The organism is Nonomuraea sp. NPDC047897 (assembly GCF_043204415.1).
Lineage (GTDB): Bacteria > Actinomycetota > Actinomycetes > Streptosporangiales > Streptosporangiaceae > Nonomuraea.
Genome location: NZ_JBIDCC010000005.1, coordinates 345,533 through 364,445, shown reverse-complemented (window position 1 = coordinate 364,445; position 18,913 = coordinate 345,533). Strand labels below are relative to the sequence as shown.

Below are 18,913 nucleotides of genomic sequence, written 5' to 3'. Positions count from 1 at the left end.
ACACGGGACACCTCGCCGCCGCGGAAGCCAGTGGCGATGAGTCACTCGTCTTACACCAAACCCGCGGCATACCGTTGGAGATGTGGACTTACAGGCATGGGCGGCGGTCGCCGCCGCAGTCATAGCGGCCATAGCGCTCTACTTCTCGGCAGCAGCCGCCAAAGCGGCCAGGAGGTCAGCCCTAGAGGCTGCGACCATCGCGAGAGTGGAGAAGGAACGACGAGAAGACGAGCGCGAACGCCGCCACGAGGAACTCGGGCCGCCGTTCCTCAACGAGCTCCAGACCTACGTCGTCCACTCTCCGATCGCCAATGGCCTCGCGGGGCTGGAGGCCCGCCTGACTCTTCCTCACAAGGTTCCCGGCCGCTACAGTGACGCCTGCCCGTGATCACGATCATGACCTCGGGGCAGAACACCTGGAAGGACGAGGAGATGGCGCGACGTGCAGTAAGGACGGGTGCCGGAACGCTGGCGGTCGCGCTGGGTCTCCTGGTAGCAGGCACGTGCTGGCACACGCCCGTGGTGATGGCGACGCCGGTCGCCCTCGCTGGCCATCCTGCCAGGCCTGCAGTCCCTGCAGAGGCTCCGCCCTTCGGAAGTGAGGTGCGCGGACCGTTGAAGGGCCACACACGCGGCATCAGCGCGCTCGCGATCGGCGAGCGCAGCGACGGCACCCGAGTCATCGTCTCTGCCAGCTTCGACAAGACGCTGCGGGTGTGGAGCCTCGACACGGGCAAGCCGCTCGGCAGGCCCATCACCATCACCGGCCTGCGTACGACGTAGCGATCGGTAAGCGCAGCAACGGCACCCCTGTCATCGTCTCCGGCGGTGAGGACGGCACCGTACGGATGTGGAACCTCGACACCGGCAAACCCTTGGGCAAACCGCTCAGAACCGGGCACGCGCTCATCCACGCGGTCGCCGTCGGGAAGCGCAGTGACGGCACGCCGGTCATCATCTCCAGCGGAGACGGCAACAAGATGATGGCGATCCACATGTGGAACCTCAACACCGGCAAGCTCATCGGCAAGCCGTGGTGGGGGCACTATTCCACGGTCATGGACATCGAGGTCACCAAGCGCGCCGATGGGAGGCCCATCTTCGTGTCCGGCAGCACCGACTCAAGGATGCGGATCTGGAACCTCGACACGCGTGAACCCATCGGCAAGCCTCTCAACGCCTGCTTCACCTGCATGGTGTACGGGATGGCGATCGCGGAGCGCAGCGATGGACAGCGCGTCATGATCTCGGCAGAAGTCCCGAACTTCCCTCTGGACGAGGGAAGCCCACCAGCGACGCTGCGCATCTGGAGCCTGGAGTCGGGCCGGTCCCTCGGGGAGCCCCTGACGCATGAAGGAAACGCCCACCACCCCTTCGTCGTGACAACCAAAGACGGTGACGGCACCCCGGTCATCGTCTCAGGTGGCAACGACCGCAACGTGGTGGTGCGCAACCTCGACACCGGCAGACCCCTTAGCGGCCCCTTCACCGGCCACACCGACAACATCAGCGCTCTGGCTGTGGGCACACGCGAGGACGGCACCCCCGTCGTCGTCTCCGGCAGCCTCGACACCACGATCCGGATGTGGAGTCTCGCCTGAGCACCCATCGCTGACGCCTACTTCCCGGAAGAGCCATTTCTGAGTGCGCGCTTGAGGTGGACGAGCAGCCTCAGTCGCAGACGTAGCGGGGCTGACGTCGAGTGGGTCCCCCTCGGGAGATGCGGCGGGTCATGCCAGCGATGGCAGCCCAGCGGATGATCGCCTCGGAGACGGCAGGGTCGATCTCTGCTGTGGTGTGCAGCGTGTCGCGGGCCCAATCCACAAGCCGTCCCGCGAAGCCCTGGTCGGCGAAGACATGCCGGATCGGGGTGGTCAGGTAGGCCGACAGCAGAGCGGTCTTGGCGCCGTCGCAGTCTTGCCAGCTCGCGGCCATGACGGCGACCGTGACGAACAGGCCGGTGGTGTCAGTGATGATGAACCGCTTGCGGCCGTTGACCTTCATGCCCGCGTCGTAGCCGCGGCTGTCGCGGCCGACGGTGTCGGCGCCCTTGACACTTTGGGAGTCGATGATGCCCGCCGACGGCTCGTCGGCGCGGTCGGCCTGGCGGCGGGCTTTGATGCGCAACTCGGTCAGCAGCGCTTCAGTGACGCCGGCCTGTTCCCACTGCTGGAAGTACCAGTACACGGTCTGCCAGGGCGGTAGGTCGGTGGGTAGGTACCGCCAAGCGCCTCGCGGGTGAAGCGGGACCTCAACGCGCTCGCGCGCGCGGTGCCGCAGCCCCAGCCGCATCCGGCCGTGGCCGCGATCCGCAGCATTCATCGCACCGGCCCTCGCCCATGACCCCAGACGGCGAGCCGATCGCCGGGGTAGGCGAGGGTGCGTCCCGGCCTCGTCCCGTCGTGTCCCGGCCGAAACCGCTGTTTCACAGGGGCTGCCACAGACGTTGGTGCCGCGATTGCTGCCCGGACCTCCTGATGGCGGCGGTTGTTTCTCGGGAAGGCCCCGTGCGCTCGTTCGGCGTGGTGTCACCGTTTCGAGCAGTGCGAAGGTCACGATGGGGCGGGTTGCACAGGAATCCCATCCGCCGGCCAGGAGGCGACCGCTCACGCGTGGCCCGCGGAGTGCCTGGACCAAGCCTGGCAAGCTGTCTACCGCCGGAAGCATCCGGGATCATGGTGCGATGTTCACAAGGGGGCGGTTACGCCAGCTCGTCGGCGAGATGCTGATCTACATCGTCGCCACCGTCTTGCTCACGGGCGGCTACCTGGCGCTCGATTTCGTGCCGAGCAATGACATGATCGTCTACGACGGGGGCTACGCACCGCTGCGCGGGGTGATGATGAGCGAGGCGTACGAGTCCACTCTCACCATCAGCTTCGATGTGCGCGGCGGCTTGCTCGCGCGCCAACTCCACCACCGGTTCCCCTACGTGTTCGGCCTGGGAGTCGTCGTGTGGATCCTGCTCGGCCGCCTCAGGTACGGGTTCGCGGTCCTGGGGTTGACCCTGCTCGCCGCATTCGGCGGCTACGGCTCCGTCGACGATGTCCTGGCGGGGACCGTTCTGGGCGGGATCTCCGTCCTCTTCTGGTACGGCCTGCATCTGTTGGCGGCGCTGGCCGTAGTCGTCCTGCTGGTGATCTCCGCGCGGCAGGAGGCCGTCACACAGCCCCGGCCGCGCGGGTTCACCCTGACGGGCCTCACCCTCACCGCGCTGATCTTCCTGCTGTGAGAAGTAGCAGGCCGGACTGGGCGGGCGAACGCGCGGCGCTGAAGACGTTCGGCCTGGCCGGCGGCTGCGACGGGTGGCGCGGGAGGGACGGCCTGCCGTGGCTGCGGGAGCTCGCGGAGGTGCTGACCGCCGGTCACACCCGGTGACGGCTGTCCCGCCGCCGGTCAGGCCCGTCCGGTGACGACCATCTCGCCGCCGTCCTCCCTCACCTGGTAACCGGCCTCCGCCAGGATCGTCCACAGCGCCAGCCGCACCACGTTCCGGATCGTCGGGAACCTGGCCACGTCGTCGCCGCCGAGCCCCGTCGCCGGACCCCACGACACCACCACGCCCCGCGCCGGGTCGTGCCGGACGCTGAGCCCGCCGTCGGTGTGCAGCGGGTGCCGTTCCACCGTGAAGCCCGCGTTCTCCAGTTCATGGCGGACGCGGCTCGCCAGCGCCGACGCGTCCTCTGGTGCGGGGTTCACGGCGATCAGCTTCCCGCCGGAGGTCCGTCCATTCCTGCCTCGTCCCGCACGTCTCCCGTGTTCGGCAGGGCCCGTTTCCTCTCGGAGACGCATAGACCGCGGCGCTGCGGCTAGAGGATCTCCGAGCGCGGGGCGACGCGGAGGGCAGGAGAGAGCCGATGACGGCACAGCACACGGACGGCATCGTGGGATGGGCGACCGGGCTGATGGAGTCCCTCGGCGCGCCGGGCGCCGGCATCATCGTCGCGCTGGAGAACGTGTTCCCCCCGCTGCCCAGCGAGGTGATCCTGCCGCTGGCCGGGTTCACCGCGGGCAAGGGCGAGATGGAGCTGTGGGCGGTGCTGCTGTGGACGACCATCGGCTCGCTGGCGGGGGCGCTCGTCCTCTACGGCGTCGGCTCGCTGCTCGGCAAGGACCGCACCCACGCCCTCGCCGCCAAGATCCCCCTGCTCAAGCCCCGGGACCTGGACAGGGCCGAGGACTGGTTCGACCGCCACGGCCGCAAGTCCGTCTTCTTCGGCCGCATGGTCCCCGTCTTCCGCAGCGTGATCTCCATTCCGGCCGGTCTGGACTGCATGCCGCTGGCAACCTTCGCCGCCCTGACCGCGCTCGGCAGCCTCATCTGGAACACGGCCCTGGTGATGGCGGGTTACCTGCTGGGCGACAGGTGGGAGGCGGTGGACACCTACATGGGGATGGTCACCTATGTCGTGCTCGGGGTGGTCGCCCTGGCGGTCGTCGTGTTCGTCTGGCGGCGCGTCGCCGACTCCCGCCGCGGGGGGGGGGGGGGGGGGGGGGGCCGCGCCCCCCCCCCCCCCCCCCCCCCCCCCCCCCCGCCCCGCCCTCAGCCTGCGCCGCGACTTCTGGCCTGATGCCTCGCGGCTCCGGTCGTCTGCGCGGGCTCCGGTTACCCTGGCACGGTGCTGGACTGCCATCAGAGCCTCCCGAGGGGACCGGCGGCTTGAGCCGTCGGGGCAATCGGGAGCGGGAGGGCCGTCAAGGCCCGAGCGTGCCCTGACCTGTCAGATTCGGGCATCAGGGATCTCCGTTCATCGTGCGTTAGATACATGACGCTGGGATAGTGATCGTGTGACTCGTCAGGTGCGCACGTCCCCCGGCGCGGCGTACGACGTCGGGTATCACGTCGTGTGGTGCCCGAAGTACCGCCGCCCGGTCCTCGGCGGGCGGGTGAAGACCCGCCTGGAGGAGTTGATCCGCGCCAAGGCCGACGAGCAGGGCTGGGAGATCGTGGCCCTTGAGGTGATGCCCGACCACGTGCGCCTGTTCGTCAGGCCGCACCTGAAGAACTCCCCGTCATATGTGGCCAACCAGTTCAAGGGGTTCACCTCCCACCACCTGCGCGCCGAGTTCGCGCACCTGCGCTCCCAGGTGCCCACGCTGTTGCCCACGCTGTGGTCACGGTCCTGCTTCGTAGCCACCGTAGCCACCGTCGGCACCGTCGGCACTGTGTCCGCCGAGACGGTGCGGCGGTACATCGAGACGCGGTATGAGCGGGCGCCCAGGGCGGGTGGCGGTGCGTAGGTCTTACACGTTCCTCATGCGTGCGACCGCGCACCAGCGGGCCGCGCTCACCGCGTGCCTGGACGACCACCGCGCCCTGTACAACGCGGCGCTTGAGGAGCGGCGCGAGGCGTACAAGCGGTCCAAGGTGTCGATCCGGTACGGCGACCAGTCCGCCCAGCTCAAGGAGATCCGCGCCTACGACGCGGACCAGGCCCGTTGGTCGTTCTCGTCCCAGCAGGCCACGCTGCGCCGGCTCGACAGGGCGTTCCGGGCGTTCTTCGACCGGGTCAAGGCCGGGCGTACGCCGGGGTTCCCGCGTTTCAAGGGGCGGGGCTGGTTCGACACAGTCGAGTGGCCCAGGGACGGTGACGGCTGCCGGTGGGACTCCCACCCCGAGCATCCGGCCGCAACGTTCGTGCGCCTTCAGGGCGTCGGCCACGTCCGGGTGCACCAGCACCGGGCCGTGAAGGGCCGGGTGAAGACGATCGCCGTCAAGCGCGAGGGCTCGCGCTGGTACGTGGTGCTGTCGTGTGACGAGGTGCCCGCGCAGCCGCTGCCTGCCACGGGTGTGGTCGCGGGGATCGACCTGGGTGTCGCCTCGCTGGTCACGACCAGCGACGGTCACCATATCGACAACCGGCGGCACCTGGCCGCCTGCGCCGGCCGTCTGGCGTCGACCCAGCGCGATCTCGCCCGGACCAAGCGCGGGTCCAAGCGCCGCCGTAAGGCCGTGGCCCGGGTGGCGGCGCTGCACGCCAAGGTCCGCCGCCAGCGGATCGACCACGCGCACAAGGCCGCCTTGGCGCTGGTCCGTGGGTACGACGTGATCGTGCACGAGGGCCTGCGGATCGCGAACATGACGCGCTCGGCGTCGGGCACGATCGAGGCGCCCGGCCGTAACGTCGCCGCCAAGGCCGGGCTCAACCGTTCGATCTTGGACGCGGGTTGGGGGGTGTTCCTGACGATCCTCGCGCACAAGGCTGAAAGCGCCGGTCGAGAGCTGATCGCAGTCGATCCCCGCAACACCTCCCGCACCTGCGCCCGCTGCGGGCACTGCGCGAAGGACAACCGCCTCACCCAGGCCGCGTTCGCCTGCACGGCGTGCGGGCACACCGCGCACGCCGACGTGAACGCGGCGACCAACATCCTGAGGGCAGGGCTTGCCCTTCGCCAGGCCGCCCAGGCGGCTTAGCGAGAAGCCGCTCCCTTCAAGGAGCGGAGGAGTCACGTCCAGCTCATGTACGACACGCCACGCCGAGGACCTCCGCCACCTGCGCAGGCGCGGCCTGCGCCGTGCCCATCTGGCCCGTGATCTTTCAGCCTGGGCGAGAACCCGGCGTCCGTCGAGCTGAGGATCAGGCTCAGAGCCCGTATGTCTCCAGCAGGCGCAGCCACACCTCGCTGACCGTCGGGAACGACGGGACTGCGTGCCAGAGGCGCTCCAGCGGCACCTCCGCCGTGACCGCCACCGTCGCCGCGTGCAGCAGCTCGCCCACGCCGGGCCCGACGAACGTGACCCCGAGCAGCACCCGCCGCTCCTCGTCGACGACGGCCTTGGCCCGTCCCCGGTAGCCGTCGCCGAGCAGGTAGGCGCCCGACACCGACGCCATGTCGTACTCGACCGTCCGCACCGTGAACCCGGCCTCGCGGGCCGCCGCCTCCGTGCGGCCGACCGAGCAGACCTGCGGGTCGGTGAACACCACCTGCGGCGCTCCGAAGCCGTCGGCCAGGTCGCGCAGCGCGGGCAGGTCGTCGGGCTCGCCCTTGGCCCGCGCGACGATGACGTCGCCGCAGATCCGGGCCTGGTACTTGCCCATGTGGGTGAGCAGCGCCCGGCCGTTCGCGTCGCCGACCGCGTACAGCCAGCCGTCGGCGACCGCGGTGGCCCGCATGCTGTCGTCGACCTCGATGCTCTCGCCGGCCCGCAGGCCGACGCTCTCCAGCCCGATCGCCGTGGTCGCGGGCCGGCGGCCGGTGGCCACCAGGATCTCGTCGGCCTCGACCGGCGGGCCGTCCGGCAGGTGCACCGTCACCGGGCCGCCCGGCACGGGCCGTTCGACCCGGCCGGGGCTGGTGCGCAGCCGCACGTCGATGCCGGCGTCGGCGAACGACTCGGCCAGCAGCTCGCCCGCGAACGGCTCCATGCGGCCCAGCAGGCCGTCGCCGCGCACCAGCACCGTGGTGCGCCGGGCGCCGAGGCCGTGCATGGCCTGCGCCATCTCGCAGGCCACCACGCCGCCGCCGATGACGACGAGCCGCTCCGGCACGGCCGTGGCGGCGGTGACCTCGTGGCTCGTCCAGGGGGACGCCTCGCGCAGCCCCGGCACCGGCGGGACCGCGGCGGTGGTGCCCGTGGCGATCACCACGGCGTGCCGGGCGGTCAGTAGCCGCTCGCCGCCGTCGGGCGTGGCGACCCGAACCCTCCTGGGCCCGTCGAGCCGGCCGCTGCCGCGGACGAACGTGGCGGGCAGCCCGTCGACCCAGCCGACCTGCCCCGCGTCGTCGTAGAAGGAGACCGCCTCGTCGCGCCGGCCCAGCACCTTGCCGACGTCGATCGGGCCGAGCGTCAGCCCGGGCATCCGGCTCACCTCGGCCGCCAGCTCCACTGGGCGCAGCAGCGCCTTGCTGGGGATGCACGCCCAGTAGGAGCACTCGCCGCCGGCCAGCCGCTCCTCGACGACCGCGGCCGTGAGCCCGCCCCGGACGGCCCGGCCCGCGACGTTCTCGCCGGCGGGCCCGCCCCCGATCACGATCACGTCGAACTCGTCGCTCATGTCAGCCTCCCGTGACAGTGACACCCCGCGTGCCGCACCAGCTTCTCAAACCACGGCCCGCCCCACGACGGTGGGTCAGCCGGCGGTGCGCTTGGCGATGGAGGTGATGAGCGGCTGCACGAGCTTGGCCGCCAGCGGCCCGAACGCGGCCAGGATGAGCACGTACGCGGCGGCCAGCGGACCGAGGTCCGGATGCACCCCGGCGGCCACGGCCAGACCGGCGATGACGATGTTGAACTCACCGCGCGGGATGAGCGCGATGCCGGCCCGTGCCCGGCCCGCCGTGGCGATGCCCGCCTGCCGGGCCGCGAACGCGCCCGTGAGCAGCTTGGTGACCATGCTGATCACGGCCAGCAGTGCCGCCAGCCCGGCCACCGGGCCGATCTTCGTCGGGTCGGTCTGCAGGCCGAAGAAGACGAAGAACACCGCCGCGAACAGGTCACGCAGCGGCTCCAGCAGCGCACGGGCGTCGTGGGCGAGCTGCCCCGACAGCGCGATGCCGACCAGGAATGCCCCGACGGCCGCCGACACCTGCAACTGCTGGGCGATGCCGGCCACGAGCAGCGCCAGGCCGACCACCTTCAGCAGCAGCACCTCGTTGTTGGGACTGGAGACGAACGCCTCGATGAACCGCCCGAACTTCAGCGCGACCAGCAGCACCACGCTCACGGTCGCCAGCGCGATCGCCACCGTGACGGCGCCGCTCGCCAGGCTCAGCCCGGCCAGCATGGCCGTCAGCACCGGCAGGTAGATGGCCATCGTCAGGTCCTCGAAGACCAGCAGCGACAGCACCGTGGGGGTTTCGCGGTTGCCGACCCAGCCGAGGTCGGACAGCACCTTGGCGGTGATGCCCGAGGAGGTGGCGTAGGTGACGCCGGCCATCGCCACGGCGGCGACCGGCCCCCAGCCGAGCAGCAGCGCGCAGATCGCGCCCGGCGCCGCGTTCAGCACCAGGTCGACGATGCCGGCGCGGGCGTTGCTCTTGAGGCTGGTGACCAGCTCGTCGGCGTTGTACTCCAGGCCCAGGGTGAGCAGCAGCAGCACGACGCCGATCTCGGCGCCCACGGAGATGAACTCCTCGCTGGTGGCCAGCGGGAGGATGCCGCCCGTGCCGAACGCCAGGCCGGCGAGAAGGTAGAGGGGGATGGGGGAGATGCCGGCCCGCAGGGCGAGGGCGCCGAGCACGCCGAGACCCACCAGGACGGCGCCGAACTCCAGAAAGATTATCGCGGTGTGGTGCAAGCCGAGCCCTACCCGTGAGCCAGGATGTCGGCCACCTCGGCGGTGCTGTCCGCGCTGCCCACGACCACGACGGTGTCGTTCTCGGCGAAGACGAAGTCCGGCCCGGGGCTGGCGTAGACCCGGCCGGCGCGCACCACGGCGACGATGGAGGCGTTGGTGCGGGTGCGCACCCGCGCGTCACCCATCGGCCGGCCCGCGTACGGCGAGCCGGGCGGGATCGGCAACTGCAGGCTCACCAGGCCCTCGACCTGCTCGTGCAACTGGTTGAGCCGCTGGACGATGCGCGGCGCGCCGAGCAGCTCGACCAGCGCCTCGGCCTCCTCGTCGTTGAGCTTGACGGTTTCGCAGACGCGGTCCGGGTCCTGCCTGTCGTAGATCACCAAGTCGCGACGGCCGGTGCGGTGCGAGATCACGCCCACCCGCTTGCCCGACTGCGTGGTGAACTCGTGACGCAGGCCGATGCCGGGCAGTGCCGTCTGTTCTACGTCCACCGATCTTCCTTATCCTCTGGTCATCCGCAGGTCAAAAAGACCCTACCAAGACCAGGCAAAGGAAGCCTTTTCACACCAGGGCGAAGGTCTGGCGGGCGATCTCCCACTCCTCGTCCGTCGGCACGACCAGCACCGCCACCCGCGACCCGGCCGCCGACACGACCCGCTCACCGGCGCAGTCCGCCTCGTTGTGCCCGTCGTCCAGCACGATCCCGAGCCCGTCGAGCCCGGCCATGGCCTCCGCGCGGGTGGCGACGTCGTGCTCGCCCACGCCGCCGGTGAACACCACCGCGTCGACCCGCCCCAGCACCGCGTAGTAGGCGCCGACGTACTTGCGGATCCGGCGCACGTACACGTCCAGGGCCAGCCGCGCCCGCGCGTCGCCGTCGGCGGCGCGCCGCCGCGCCTCCCGCATGTCGCCCGACCCCGCGAGCGCCAGCAGGCCCGCGCGGCGGCTGAGCGCCTCCTCCGCGGACCGCGCGTCCAGCCCGTGCACCCGCGCCAGGTAGCCGGGCAGCGCCGGGTCCACGTCGCCCGACCGGGTGCCCATGACCAGGCCCTCCAGCGGCGTCAGCCCCATCGAGGTGTCCACGCTGCGCCCACCCGCGACCGCGGTCGCGCTCGCCCCGTTGCCGAGGTGCAGCACGATCAGGTTCGTCTCGCCGGCGGGCCGGCCCAGCAGCTCCGCCGCCCGCTCCGACACGTACGCGCACGACGTGCCGTGGAAGCCGAACCGGCGCACCCCCCACTCGGCCGGGACCGCGTAGGTGTACGCCGCCGGCGGCAGCGTCCGGTGGAAGGCGGTGTCGAACACCGCGACCTGCGGCACGCCGGGGAAGGCGTCCCTGGCCACCCGGATGCCGGCCACGTTGACCGGGTTGTGCAGCGGCGCCAGCGGCGCCAGTTCCTCGATCGCGGCGATCACCTCGTCGTCGACGAGCACCGCCTCGGTGAAGCGCGTCCCGCCGTGCACCACCCGGTGCCCGACCGCCACCGGATCGAGGTCCGGGCCGGCTTCGGCGAACGCCTTCAGCAGCGCGGCCAGCCCGTCGGCGTGTCCGGGGAAGGGCCGGCGCTGCTCGTAGGCCGGGCCGCCGCCGTCCACGCGGTGCGTCAGCCGTCCCTCCTCCTCGCCGATCCGCTCCACCAGCCCCCGCGCCGCACGGGCACGGGACGCCACGTCGATCAGCTCGTACTTGATGGAGGAGGAGCCGGTGTTCAGCACGAGGATCCGGTCGGTCATGTCATCCCTTCGCCGTCACGTCCATGATGACGCCCCCAGTCTCCCGCTCCGCGCGAACCAGCTCAATCAAGACGATTAGAAGGCTTCTGCTGTGGCAGAGGTCCGGCAACCGGCTGAGCGAGGCGTCATGGACATCCGGTCTAGAGAGGAACAGGCGTTCACCATGGCTTTCACCGAGGGGGACGTCGCGGGGGCGCGCAGCGCCGTCGAACAGTTCGCCCGCGCTCGGGGCATGCCCGGCGAACGGGTCACCGACCTGGTGCTGGCCACCAACGAGGCGGTGGTCAACGCCGTCGCCTACGGCGGCGGTCAGGGGGTGCTGCGCGTGTGGGCCGACGACGGATCCGTGCACTGCGACATCAGGGACTTCGGACGGGGCATCCCGATGCACCGGCTCTGCGGCGGCGACCCGCCACCCGCGCAACGACCGGGCGGATGGGGCATTTGGCTCATCCGTCGGCTGGCCGATAAGGTCGCCTTCACGACCGGCCCGGGCGGCACCGCCGTACGGATCGCGATGACGCTGCCCGACGACGATCGCGACGTGCGGTGAGGGCCCTGCACCTCAGTAAGGCGAGCAGGTGAACGATCCAGGCGACACGGACCTCCCACCGCTGCTCGACGTCGACTTCGACGAGAGCGGCCTGGCGACGACCCGCGCCGAGGTCCAGCGGCGGGCCCACGCGCAGGGCCTGAGCGGCGAACGGCTCGGCGACTTCGTGATGGCGGTCAACGAGTGCCTCGTCAACGTCGTCGCCCACGCCGGCGGACGCGGCAAGGCGCGGCTCGGCGTCGAGGGCGCCAGCCTCTTCTGCGAGATCACCGACCCCGGCCCGGGCATCCCCCAGCGCTTCCTCGACGACACCGGCCTGCCCGAACCGTCCCAGATGGGCGGCCGCGGCATCTGGCTGATCCGCCGCCTCACCGACGGCGCCGCCTTCGCCACCGGCCCCGCCGGCACCACCGTCCTCATGGTCATGCGGCTCCCACGCGACGCCGCCCCGCCCGCCAGGCCCGGCCCATCCGCCGTCCGCACCCATCGCGCCCCCGGATAGCGCCACATAGGGTTGCCGGTCATGGGTCTGCGCAGCGCACGCTGGTACTCCGGCGACGACAGGAACTCCTACATCCACCGGGCCTGGATGAGACGCGGACTGCCGGCCGACGCCTTCGACGGCGAGCGGCCGCACATCGCGATCGCCAACACCGCCTCCGACCTCACCCCGTGCAACTCCCACCTCGACGAGATCGCCGACAGCGTCAAGCAGGGTGTGTGGGCCGCCGGCGGCGTCCCGCTCAACCTGCCCGTCGTCTCCCTCGGCGAGACGAACGTCCGCCCCACCGCGATGCTGTGGCGCAACCTCGCCGCCATGGCCACCGAGGAGATGCTGCGCGCCAACCCCGTCGACGGCGTGGTGCTGCTCGGCGGCTGCGACAAGACCATCCCCTCGCTGCTCATGGCCGCCGCCTCCGTCGACCTGCCCGCCGTCGTCGTCCCCGGCGGGCCCATGCTGACCGGCACCTTCCGCGGCGTGCCGCTCGGCTGCGGCACCGACGTGTGGCGGCTCAGCGAGGAGGTACGCGCCGGCACGCTGTCACGCGAGGCGTTCCTCGAATCCGAGTCCTCCATGATCCGCAGCCGCGGACACTGCAACACCATGGGCACCGCCTCCACGATGGCCTGCATGGCCGAGGCCCTCGGCATGACCCTGCCCGGCACGGCCGGCACGCCCGCCGCCGACAGCAGGCTCCTGCGACGCTCCCACGAGACCGGCCGCCTCGCCGTCGACCTCGTCCGCCGCGACCTGCGGCCCAGCCGGGTGATGACCCGCGCCTCGTTCGGCAACGCCATCGTCACCCTGGCCGCCGTCGGCGGCTCCACCAACGCCGTCATCCACCTGCTCGCCATCGCCGGCCGCCTCGGCGTCCCCCTCGACCTCGACGACTTCGACCGAACCGGCGCCGGCGTGCCGCTGCTGGCCGACCTCCAGCCCGCCGGACGCCACCTGATGGACGACCTGTTCCGGGCGGGCGGGCTGCCCGCCCTGCTGAAGGAGGTCGAGGACCTGCTCGACCCGGCGGCGCTCACCGTCACCGGCCGGCCGCTCGTCGAGCACCTCGCCGGCGCCGAGATCCACGACGAGACCGTCATCAGGCGGCGCGCGAACCCGGTGCTGCCCGACGCCGGCATCGCAGTCCTGCGCGGCAACCTCGCGCCCGACGGCGCGGTCATCAAGCCCGCCGCCGCGTCGCCCAACCTGCTGCGCCACCGCGGCCGGGCCGTCGTCTTCGACAGCGTCGAGGACCTGCACGCCCGGCTCGACTCGCCCGACCTCGACGTGGACGAGACGTCGGTGCTGGTGCTGCGCGGCTGCGGGCCGAAGGGCTACCCCGGCATGCCCGAGGTCGGCAACCTGCCGCTGCCCGCCAAGCTCCTCGCCAGGGGGTACGCGACATGGTGCGCCTCAGCGACGCCCGGATGAGCGGCACCGCCTACGGCACGGTCGTGCTGCACACCGCCCCCGAGGCGGCTGCCGGCGGTCCGCTGGCCCGGGTGCGCACCGGCGACCCCATCGTGCTCGACGTGGCCGCCCGGCGGATCGACGTCGACCTGCCCGACGGCGAGCTGGCCGCCCGTGAGCCCGTCCGCGACGGGCACGCCCGCCCGCTGCGCGGCTGGGAACGCCTCTACGTCGACCACGTCACCCAGGCCCACCAGGGCGCGGACCTCGACTTCCTGCTCGGGTCCAGCGGCGACGCGGTCGGCCGCGACTCACACTGACCGCTGCCCCGACAGCCGGAGCCGTCGCGACTCCCAGGCCCAGCCTCCCGTGACGAGCATGACGAAGGTGATGACGCCCAGCGACAGCTCCCAGGCATCGCGGGTACTCGTGACGTCCATCGTCGTCGAGAGAACGGCCACGCCGTCGAACGCCGAAGCCGCGGCGCCGGCGCCGGCCAGGAGCCCGACGACACCGGCGACGACGGCGACGGTCCGGCCGGCGATCGCCGGGACGAATCGGGCGACCTGCGCGCAGAGCAGGCCGGCCAGGCCGATGTCGGCGACGAGGGCGAGCAGCAGGACGACGCCCTCCGCGGTGTCGGGGTCCGCCTCGTCCTCCATCTCGTTCCAGGCCAGGCCGGAGTCGAGCAGGCCCAGACCGCCGAGCGCGAAGACGATCGCCAACAGCAGCGCGACGCCTTTGGACTGCCACACCCGCGGCGGCTCCGCGCCAGGGTCGAGGATCTTGGTGTCGCCCCGTCCGAGGTCCCGGGCCGGCCCCGGCTCCCCGAGCATGGCCAGCGCCTGCTCGACCGTCGGCCTGGTGGCCGGGTCCTTGTCGAGCAGCCGGGTGATGAGCGGCGCGAGCCGGCCCGCTCGGCGCGGCGGCGGCGGCTCCTCCAGCAGGACCGCGGTCAGCGCCGCCGGCTGGGTGGTGCGGTGGAACGGCGAGACGCCCTCGACGGCCTGGTAGAGGGTCACGCCGAGGGAGAACAGGTCGCTGGCGGGCAGCCCGTCGATGCCGCGCAGCCGCTCGGGGGCCAGGTACTCGGGCGAGCCGATGAGCATCCCGGCGGTCGTCAGGGTGGTGTCGGTGGTGTGGACCGCGATCCCGAAGTCGGTGAGCAGCACCTTGCCGTCACCGGCGAGCATCACGTTGGCCGGCTTGATGTCGCGGTGCACGATGCCGGCCCGGTGCGCGGCGTCGAGCGCCGCCAGCAGCGACACGGCGACCCGCGCCGCACTGTCCACCGGCAGCGGCCCCCGCGTCTCGACGTGCTCGGCCAGGGACCGGCCGTCGACCAGCTCCATCACGATCCAGGGCAGGCCGTCGGGGACGATGTCGTAGATGGCCACGACGTTCTCGTGGGCGCGCAACCGGACGGCGTTGCGGGCCTCACGCTCGGTGCGCTCCAGCCGCTTGTCCTGCTCGGCCTGCGACATCCCGGACAGCAGCCGCAGCTCCTTGACCGCCACCTCGACGTCCAGGACCTCGTCACGAGCGCGCCAGACCCGCCCGAACCCGCCGGACCCCAACTCCGTCATCAGCCGGTAACGTCCGCCCACCAGGTAACCCGGCTGCGCCGCTGTCATGGCCACTCCGCCCGTCCAGCCCTGCACGACAGTTGATCACTGTAAATGACCGGCGGGAGGCCCGCGACACGAAAGGCGGACCCCGGTTGGTGTTGTCCGACAGGAAGAGGAGCCGAACCACGGGCGCGCGAGGGCAGGTCGCCGTCGAGCGGACGGAGGGGCGGCTGCGGCCGGCCCACCTCACGTGTTCGAGCCTGGAGACCCGGGGAGATCTGTCCCAGGCGGGCGCCTTGACCGACGGCGGCGCATCCGCCCGGAATCCCGGAGGAGACTCGTCCGCCGTGCGCGGAATCCGCGCCGGCGGGTACGGGGTTACGCAACGATGTGAACGGTGTGACGGCACGAGGAGGAGACGTGAGCGGCGACATCACCCAGAGCCAGGAGTGGGCGGCTCTGGACAAGCACCACGAGGAGCTGTCCGGCAGGCATCTGCGCGAGCTGTTCGCCGAGGACCCCGGCCGGGCCGGGCGGATGACCCTGACGGCCGGCGACCTGTTCCTCGACTACGCCAAGCACCGCGTCACCGGTGAGACGCTCGACCTGCTCGTGGCGCTCGCCGACCGGGCCGGACTGCGCGAGCGGATCGACGCGATGTTCCGCGGCGACCACATCAACGTCAGCGAGGACCGCGCCGTGCTGCACACGGCGCTGCGCCTGCCGGCCGACCGCGAGCTGGTCGTCGACGGTCAGGACGTGACCCGCGACGTGCACGCCGTGCTCGACAAGATGACCGCCTTCGCCGAGCGGGTGCGCTCGCGCGAGTGGCGCGGCGCCACCGGGCAGCCGATCGCCACCGTCGTCAACATCGGCATCGGCGGCTCCGACCTCGGCCCCGCCATGGCCTACGAGGCGCTGCGCGACTACGCCGACGCAGGCATCGAGGCGAGGTTCGTCTCCAACATCGACCCGGCCGACATCACCGGAGCCCTCGCCGGGCTCGACCCCGCCACGACGCTGTTCGTGGTCAGCTCCAAGACGTTCACCACCCTGGAGACGCTCACCAACGCCAAGGTCGCCCGCCAGTGGCTGGTCGGCGCGCTCGGCGAGGACGCCGTCGCCAGGCACTTCGTGGCCGTCTCCACCAACGCCGCCAAGGTCGCCGAGTTCGGCATCGACACCGACAACATGTTCGGCTTCTGGGACTGGGTCGGCGGGCGCTACTCCTACGACGGCGCCATCGGCCTCTCCCTGATGATCGCGATCGGGCCCGAGCGGTTCCGGGAGATGCTCGCCGGCTTCCACACCATCGACGAGCACTTCCGCACCGCGCCCTTCGACGCCAACATGCCGGTGCTGATGGCTCTGCTCGGCATCTGGTACGCCGACTTCTTCGGCGCCGAGACCCGGGCCGTGCTGCCCTACAGCCAGCGCCTGCACCGCTTCCCCGCCTACCTCCAGCAGCTCACCATGGAGTCCAACGGCAAGTCCGTGCGCGCCGACGGCTCCCCGGTCACCGTCCAGACCGGTGAGATCTTCTGGGGCGAGCCGGGCACCAACGGGCAGCACGCCTTCTACCAGCTGCTCCACCAGGGCACCCGGCTGGTGCCGGCCGACTTCATCGGGTTCGCCGAGCCCCACGACGACCGCGAGGGCATGCACGACCTGCTCACGGCCAACCTGTTCGCGCAGACCTCGGCGCTGGCGTTCGGCAAGACGGCCGAGGAGATCGCCGCCGAGGGCACCGACCCGGCGATCGTGCCGCACAAGGTGATGCCCGGCAACCGGCCCACCTCCACCATCCTGGCGCCCAAGCTGACCCCGTCGACGCTGGGCCAGCTCGTCGCCCTCTACGAGCACATCGTGTTCGTAGAGGGCACCATCTGGGGCGTCGACTCCTTCGACCAGTGGGGCGTCGAGCTGGGCAAGAAGCTGGCGCTCGACCTGGCGCCCGCCCTCACCTCCGAGGAGCCGCCGCACGACCTGGCCGACCCGTCCACCGAGCAGCTCGTCCGCAGATACCGGGAGTTGCGCGGCCGCCGCGTCTGACCCTCGACCGGGCCGGCTCAAGCCGATCGGGCCGGCTCAAGCCGACGCGGCCGACGCGGCCGGCTCGGGGCGACGCGGCCGGCCCAAGCCGGTCGGGCCGGCTCGGGGCGGTGCGGTCGGCCCAAGCCGGTCGGGCCGGCTCGGGGCGGTGCGGTCGGCCCAAGCCGGTCGGGCCGGCTCGGGGCGGCGCGGCCGGCTCGGGGCGGTGGGTCGGCTCGCGGTCTGGGGCAGCGCGCGAGGGGGTGCGGCCCCCTGCAGGGGCGGCCGCACCCGGACCTCGGGGTCTACCTCGGCATGGTGGTCCCGTGCCCCGGCCAGGGGCGACCATGTGGGCATGGGCACCACGCTGGTCGACCTGCTGGACGCGGCGCTGCCCGGCGACGCGGTCCTGCTCCCCGGCTGCACCGCCACGGCGCGGCTCGTCCGGCTCAGCGACTCGACGTCGCTGCTGCGGCTCCCGCCCGGCTGGGCCCGCCCCCAGCACGGCCACTACCTGGCGGGGGAGGAGTTCGTGGTGCTGGGCGGCGAGCTCCAGATCTCCGGCGTCCGCTACCTGCCCGGCCACCACGGCTGGCTGCCGGCCGGCGCGCTGCGCCACTCCGGCGCCGCGCCCGTCGGGGCGCTGGTGCTGTGCTGCTTCACCGGAAGCGCCGTCTGGGTGCCCAGCGACCGCGACGAGCCCGACGGCCCGTCCCTGCGCACCCCGCTGGCCGGCGTCGTCATCCCTGAGGGCGGCCTGCCGCTCACCCCCTCCTCCGTCCTGCACGACACGCCCGTCGCCCTCTCCGAACCGGCCGAGATGATCACGGTGGGGAGCTGGACCTGGGAACGGTCGCACCTCATGCCGGAGGGACGCGTTCTCGTAAGGTGGGCGTCATGAGTTCCTCGGCCCAGTTCGTGGCGTTGGCGGTGTGGTGATGCTGGGGACGATGTCGCCCAGCTTCGAGGTCCAAGCTCGCGCCGGCGCAGGTGGCGGTGACGCCGGGCCCGGGGGCCGGGAGGCGGCTCAGGCGACGGTGACCCCCAGCACGTGGCCGATGCCGAACGTCACGGCGGCGGCGCCGACGCCCAGCCCGAGCTGGCGCAGCCCGCCCAGCCACCACGGCCGGGCCGTCATCCGCGCCACCACCGCGCCGAAGACGAACAGCGCCACCACGCTCAGCACCAGCGCCACCACCAGCCCCGACGCCCCGAACAGGAACGGCACCAGCGGCACCAGCGCCCCCGCCGAGAAGGCGCCGAACGACGACGCGGCCGCCAGGTAGGGGGAGGGGAGGTCGTCGGGATCGACCCCGAGCTCCTCGCGCACGTGCACGCGCAGCGCCTGCTCCGGGTCCGCCGACAGCCCCGCCGCGACCCGCTGCGCCAGGTCCGGGTCGAGCCCACGGGCCTGGTACAGGGCGGCCAGCTCGGCCTGCTCGCCCTCGGGGTTGCGGGCGAGCTCACGGCGTTCCACCGCGATCTCCGCGCGCATCAGTTCCGTCTGTGACTTCACGGACGTGTACTCGCCCGCCGCCATCGAGCACGCCCCGGCCACCAGCCCGGCGAACCCCGCCAGCACCGCCCCGCGTCCGGCGCCCGCGGCGCCGACCACGCCGGCGATCAGCGCGAAGTTGGAGACCAGTCCGTCCATCGCGCCGAAGACCGCCGGGCGCAACCAGCCGCCGGTCACGTCCCGGTGCGTGTGGTGCTGCTCCGCAGGGTGGGGCTGGACAAGCTCGATGGTCATGAAAGCGCCTCCCGTAGATCATGCCTTCTATCGAAATCTAGGCATATGTCGGGATAGTCGCAACGAAGGAGAGGCTTGCCTGACCTGCGGTTTCGCTCTTTGACGACACGGTGTTCCGAACATGGGTGC

At 71.9% G+C, this 18,913-nt stretch carries 20 protein-coding genes and 1 pseudogene; 13 read left to right on the top strand and 8 right to left on the bottom strand.

The genetic code is table 11. The features are described from left to right. The first annotated feature begins 82 nt into the window (after positions 1–82). The 3 genes from ACGF0J_RS14545 to ACGF0J_RS14535 all read left to right on the top strand — a co-directional run bounded on the left by ACGF0J_RS14545 (position 83) and on the right by ACGF0J_RS14535 (position 1,601). Positions 83–388 carry a hypothetical protein gene (locus ACGF0J_RS14545; protein WP_393145712.1) on the top strand — a complete coding sequence of 102 codons (306 nt, stop codon included), beginning with the start codon at positions 83–85 and terminating at the stop codon, positions 386–388. Further along, positions 385–783, top strand: a complete 399-nt coding sequence (locus ACGF0J_RS14540; protein WP_393145710.1) for a hypothetical protein — start codon at positions 385–387, stop codon at positions 781–783. The genes ACGF0J_RS14545 and ACGF0J_RS14540 overlap by 4 nt, the downstream gene beginning before the upstream one ends. 65 nt (positions 784–848) lie before the next feature. Then, on the top strand, positions 849–1,601 hold the full coding sequence (locus ACGF0J_RS14535; RefSeq protein WP_393145853.1) for a WD40 repeat domain-containing protein: 753 nt from the start codon (positions 849–851) through the stop codon (positions 1,599–1,601). A 70-nt stretch (positions 1,602–1,671) separates the two neighbouring features. Here ACGF0J_RS14535 and ACGF0J_RS14530 read toward each other — a convergent pair whose 3' ends face one another. Then, entirely contained in the window at positions 1,672–2,322 is a 651-nt protein-coding gene (locus tag ACGF0J_RS14530) for a transposase (RefSeq protein ID WP_393145708.1), read from the bottom strand. A gap of 361 nt (positions 2,323–2,683) precedes the next feature. Here ACGF0J_RS14530 and ACGF0J_RS14525 point away from each other — a divergent pair, with 361 nt between their 5' ends. Both ACGF0J_RS14525 and ACGF0J_RS14520 read left to right on the top strand, forming a co-directional pair. Beyond that, entirely contained in the window at positions 2,684–3,232 is a 549-nt protein-coding gene (locus ACGF0J_RS14525) for a hypothetical protein (RefSeq protein WP_393145706.1), read from the top strand. Beyond that, positions 3,229–3,378 (top strand): hypothetical protein, encoded by a 150-nt coding sequence (locus ACGF0J_RS14520; RefSeq protein WP_393145704.1) that lies wholly within the window; start codon positions 3,229–3,231, stop codon positions 3,376–3,378. Before ACGF0J_RS14525 ends, ACGF0J_RS14520 begins: the two co-directional genes overlap by 4 nt. A gap of 18 nt (positions 3,379–3,396) precedes the next feature. Here ACGF0J_RS14520 and ACGF0J_RS14515 read toward each other — a convergent pair whose 3' ends face one another. Further along, positions 3,397–3,699 (bottom strand): hypothetical protein, encoded by a 303-nt coding sequence (locus tag ACGF0J_RS14515; protein WP_393145702.1) that lies wholly within the window; start codon positions 3,697–3,699, stop codon positions 3,397–3,399. 158 nt (positions 3,700–3,857) lie between these two features. Here ACGF0J_RS14515 and ACGF0J_RS14510 point away from each other — a divergent pair, with 158 nt between their 5' ends. The 3 genes from ACGF0J_RS14510 to ACGF0J_RS14500 all read left to right on the top strand — a co-directional run bounded on the left by ACGF0J_RS14510 (position 3,858) and on the right by ACGF0J_RS14500 (position 6,415). Next, the gene (locus ACGF0J_RS14510; protein WP_393145700.1) at positions 3,858–4,571 is read left to right on the top strand and encodes a DedA family protein; all 714 of its coding nucleotides are present in this window, start codon (positions 3,858–3,860) and stop codon (positions 4,569–4,571) included. A 217-nt stretch (positions 4,572–4,788) separates the two neighbouring features. Beyond that, on the top strand, positions 4,789–5,241 hold the full coding sequence (gene tnpA / locus ACGF0J_RS14505) for an IS200/IS605 family transposase (RefSeq protein ID WP_393145698.1): 453 nt from the start codon (positions 4,789–4,791) through the stop codon (positions 5,239–5,241). A gap of 16 nt (positions 5,242–5,257) precedes the next feature. Continuing rightward, the gene (locus ACGF0J_RS14500; RefSeq protein ID WP_393145696.1) at positions 5,258–6,415 is read left to right on the top strand and encodes an RNA-guided endonuclease InsQ/TnpB family protein; all 1,158 of its coding nucleotides are present in this window, start codon (positions 5,258–5,260) and stop codon (positions 6,413–6,415) included. Positions 6,416–6,584: 169 nt separating this feature from the next. Here ACGF0J_RS14500 and ACGF0J_RS14495 read toward each other — a convergent pair whose 3' ends face one another. From ACGF0J_RS14495 to ACGF0J_RS14480, 4 genes are all read right to left on the bottom strand, one after another. After that, positions 6,585–7,997 carry a dihydrolipoyl dehydrogenase family protein gene (locus ACGF0J_RS14495; protein ID WP_393145694.1) on the bottom strand — a complete coding sequence of 471 codons (1,413 nt, stop codon included), beginning with the start codon at positions 7,995–7,997 and terminating at the stop codon, positions 6,585–6,587. A gap of 75 nt (positions 7,998–8,072) precedes the next feature. After that, a complete protein-coding gene (locus tag ACGF0J_RS14490; RefSeq protein WP_393145692.1) occupies positions 8,073–9,239 on the bottom strand; it encodes a cation:proton antiporter in 1,167 nt (388 codons plus the stop codon). 8 nt (positions 9,240–9,247) lie between these two features. After that, complete coding sequence (locus ACGF0J_RS14485) at positions 9,248–9,730, bottom strand: cation:proton antiporter regulatory subunit (RefSeq protein WP_393145690.1); 483 nt, start codon at positions 9,728–9,730, stop codon at positions 9,248–9,250. A gap of 70 nt (positions 9,731–9,800) precedes the next feature. After that, positions 9,801–10,973 (bottom strand): acetate/propionate family kinase, encoded by a 1,173-nt coding sequence (locus ACGF0J_RS14480; RefSeq protein WP_393145688.1) that lies wholly within the window; start codon positions 10,971–10,973, stop codon positions 9,801–9,803. A 163-nt stretch (positions 10,974–11,136) separates the two neighbouring features. Between ACGF0J_RS14480 and ACGF0J_RS14475 the strand changes: the two genes are divergently transcribed. The 3 genes and pseudogenes from ACGF0J_RS14475 (at position 11,137) to ACGF0J_RS14465 (ending at position 13,755) form a co-directional block, all read left to right on the top strand. Continuing rightward, complete coding sequence (locus ACGF0J_RS14475; RefSeq protein ID WP_393145686.1) at positions 11,137–11,526, top strand: ATP-binding protein; 390 nt, start codon at positions 11,137–11,139, stop codon at positions 11,524–11,526. Between the two features lie 28 nt (positions 11,527–11,554). Beyond that, a complete protein-coding gene (locus ACGF0J_RS14470) occupies positions 11,555–12,028 on the top strand; it encodes an ATP-binding protein (protein ID WP_393145684.1) in 474 nt (157 codons plus the stop codon). Between the two features lie 21 nt (positions 12,029–12,049). After that, a pseudogene (locus ACGF0J_RS14465) lies at positions 12,050–13,755 on the top strand (IlvD/Edd family dehydratase). Here the strand turns inward: ACGF0J_RS14465 and ACGF0J_RS14460 are convergent. Beyond that, on the bottom strand, positions 13,747–15,069 hold the full coding sequence (locus ACGF0J_RS14460; RefSeq protein WP_393145682.1) for a serine/threonine-protein kinase: 1,323 nt from the start codon (positions 15,067–15,069) through the stop codon (positions 13,747–13,749). The pseudogene ACGF0J_RS14465 and the gene ACGF0J_RS14460 overlap by 9 nt on opposite strands. Positions 15,070–15,423: 354 nt before the next feature. Here ACGF0J_RS14460 and pgi point away from each other — a divergent pair, with 354 nt between their 5' ends. Then, complete coding sequence (pgi, locus tag ACGF0J_RS14455; RefSeq protein WP_393145680.1) at positions 15,424–17,055, top strand: glucose-6-phosphate isomerase; 1,632 nt, start codon at positions 15,424–15,426, stop codon at positions 17,053–17,055. A gap of 334 nt (positions 17,056–17,389) precedes the next feature. Continuing rightward, a complete protein-coding gene (locus ACGF0J_RS14450; RefSeq protein ID WP_393145678.1) occupies positions 17,390–17,935 on the top strand; it encodes a hypothetical protein in 546 nt (181 codons plus the stop codon). Between the two features lie 126 nt (positions 17,936–18,061). Here ACGF0J_RS14450 and ACGF0J_RS14445 read toward each other — a convergent pair whose 3' ends face one another. Continuing rightward, a complete protein-coding gene (locus ACGF0J_RS14445; protein ID WP_393145676.1) occupies positions 18,062–18,784 on the bottom strand; it encodes a VIT1/CCC1 transporter family protein in 723 nt (240 codons plus the stop codon). Positions 18,785–18,913: the final 129 nt, after the last annotated feature.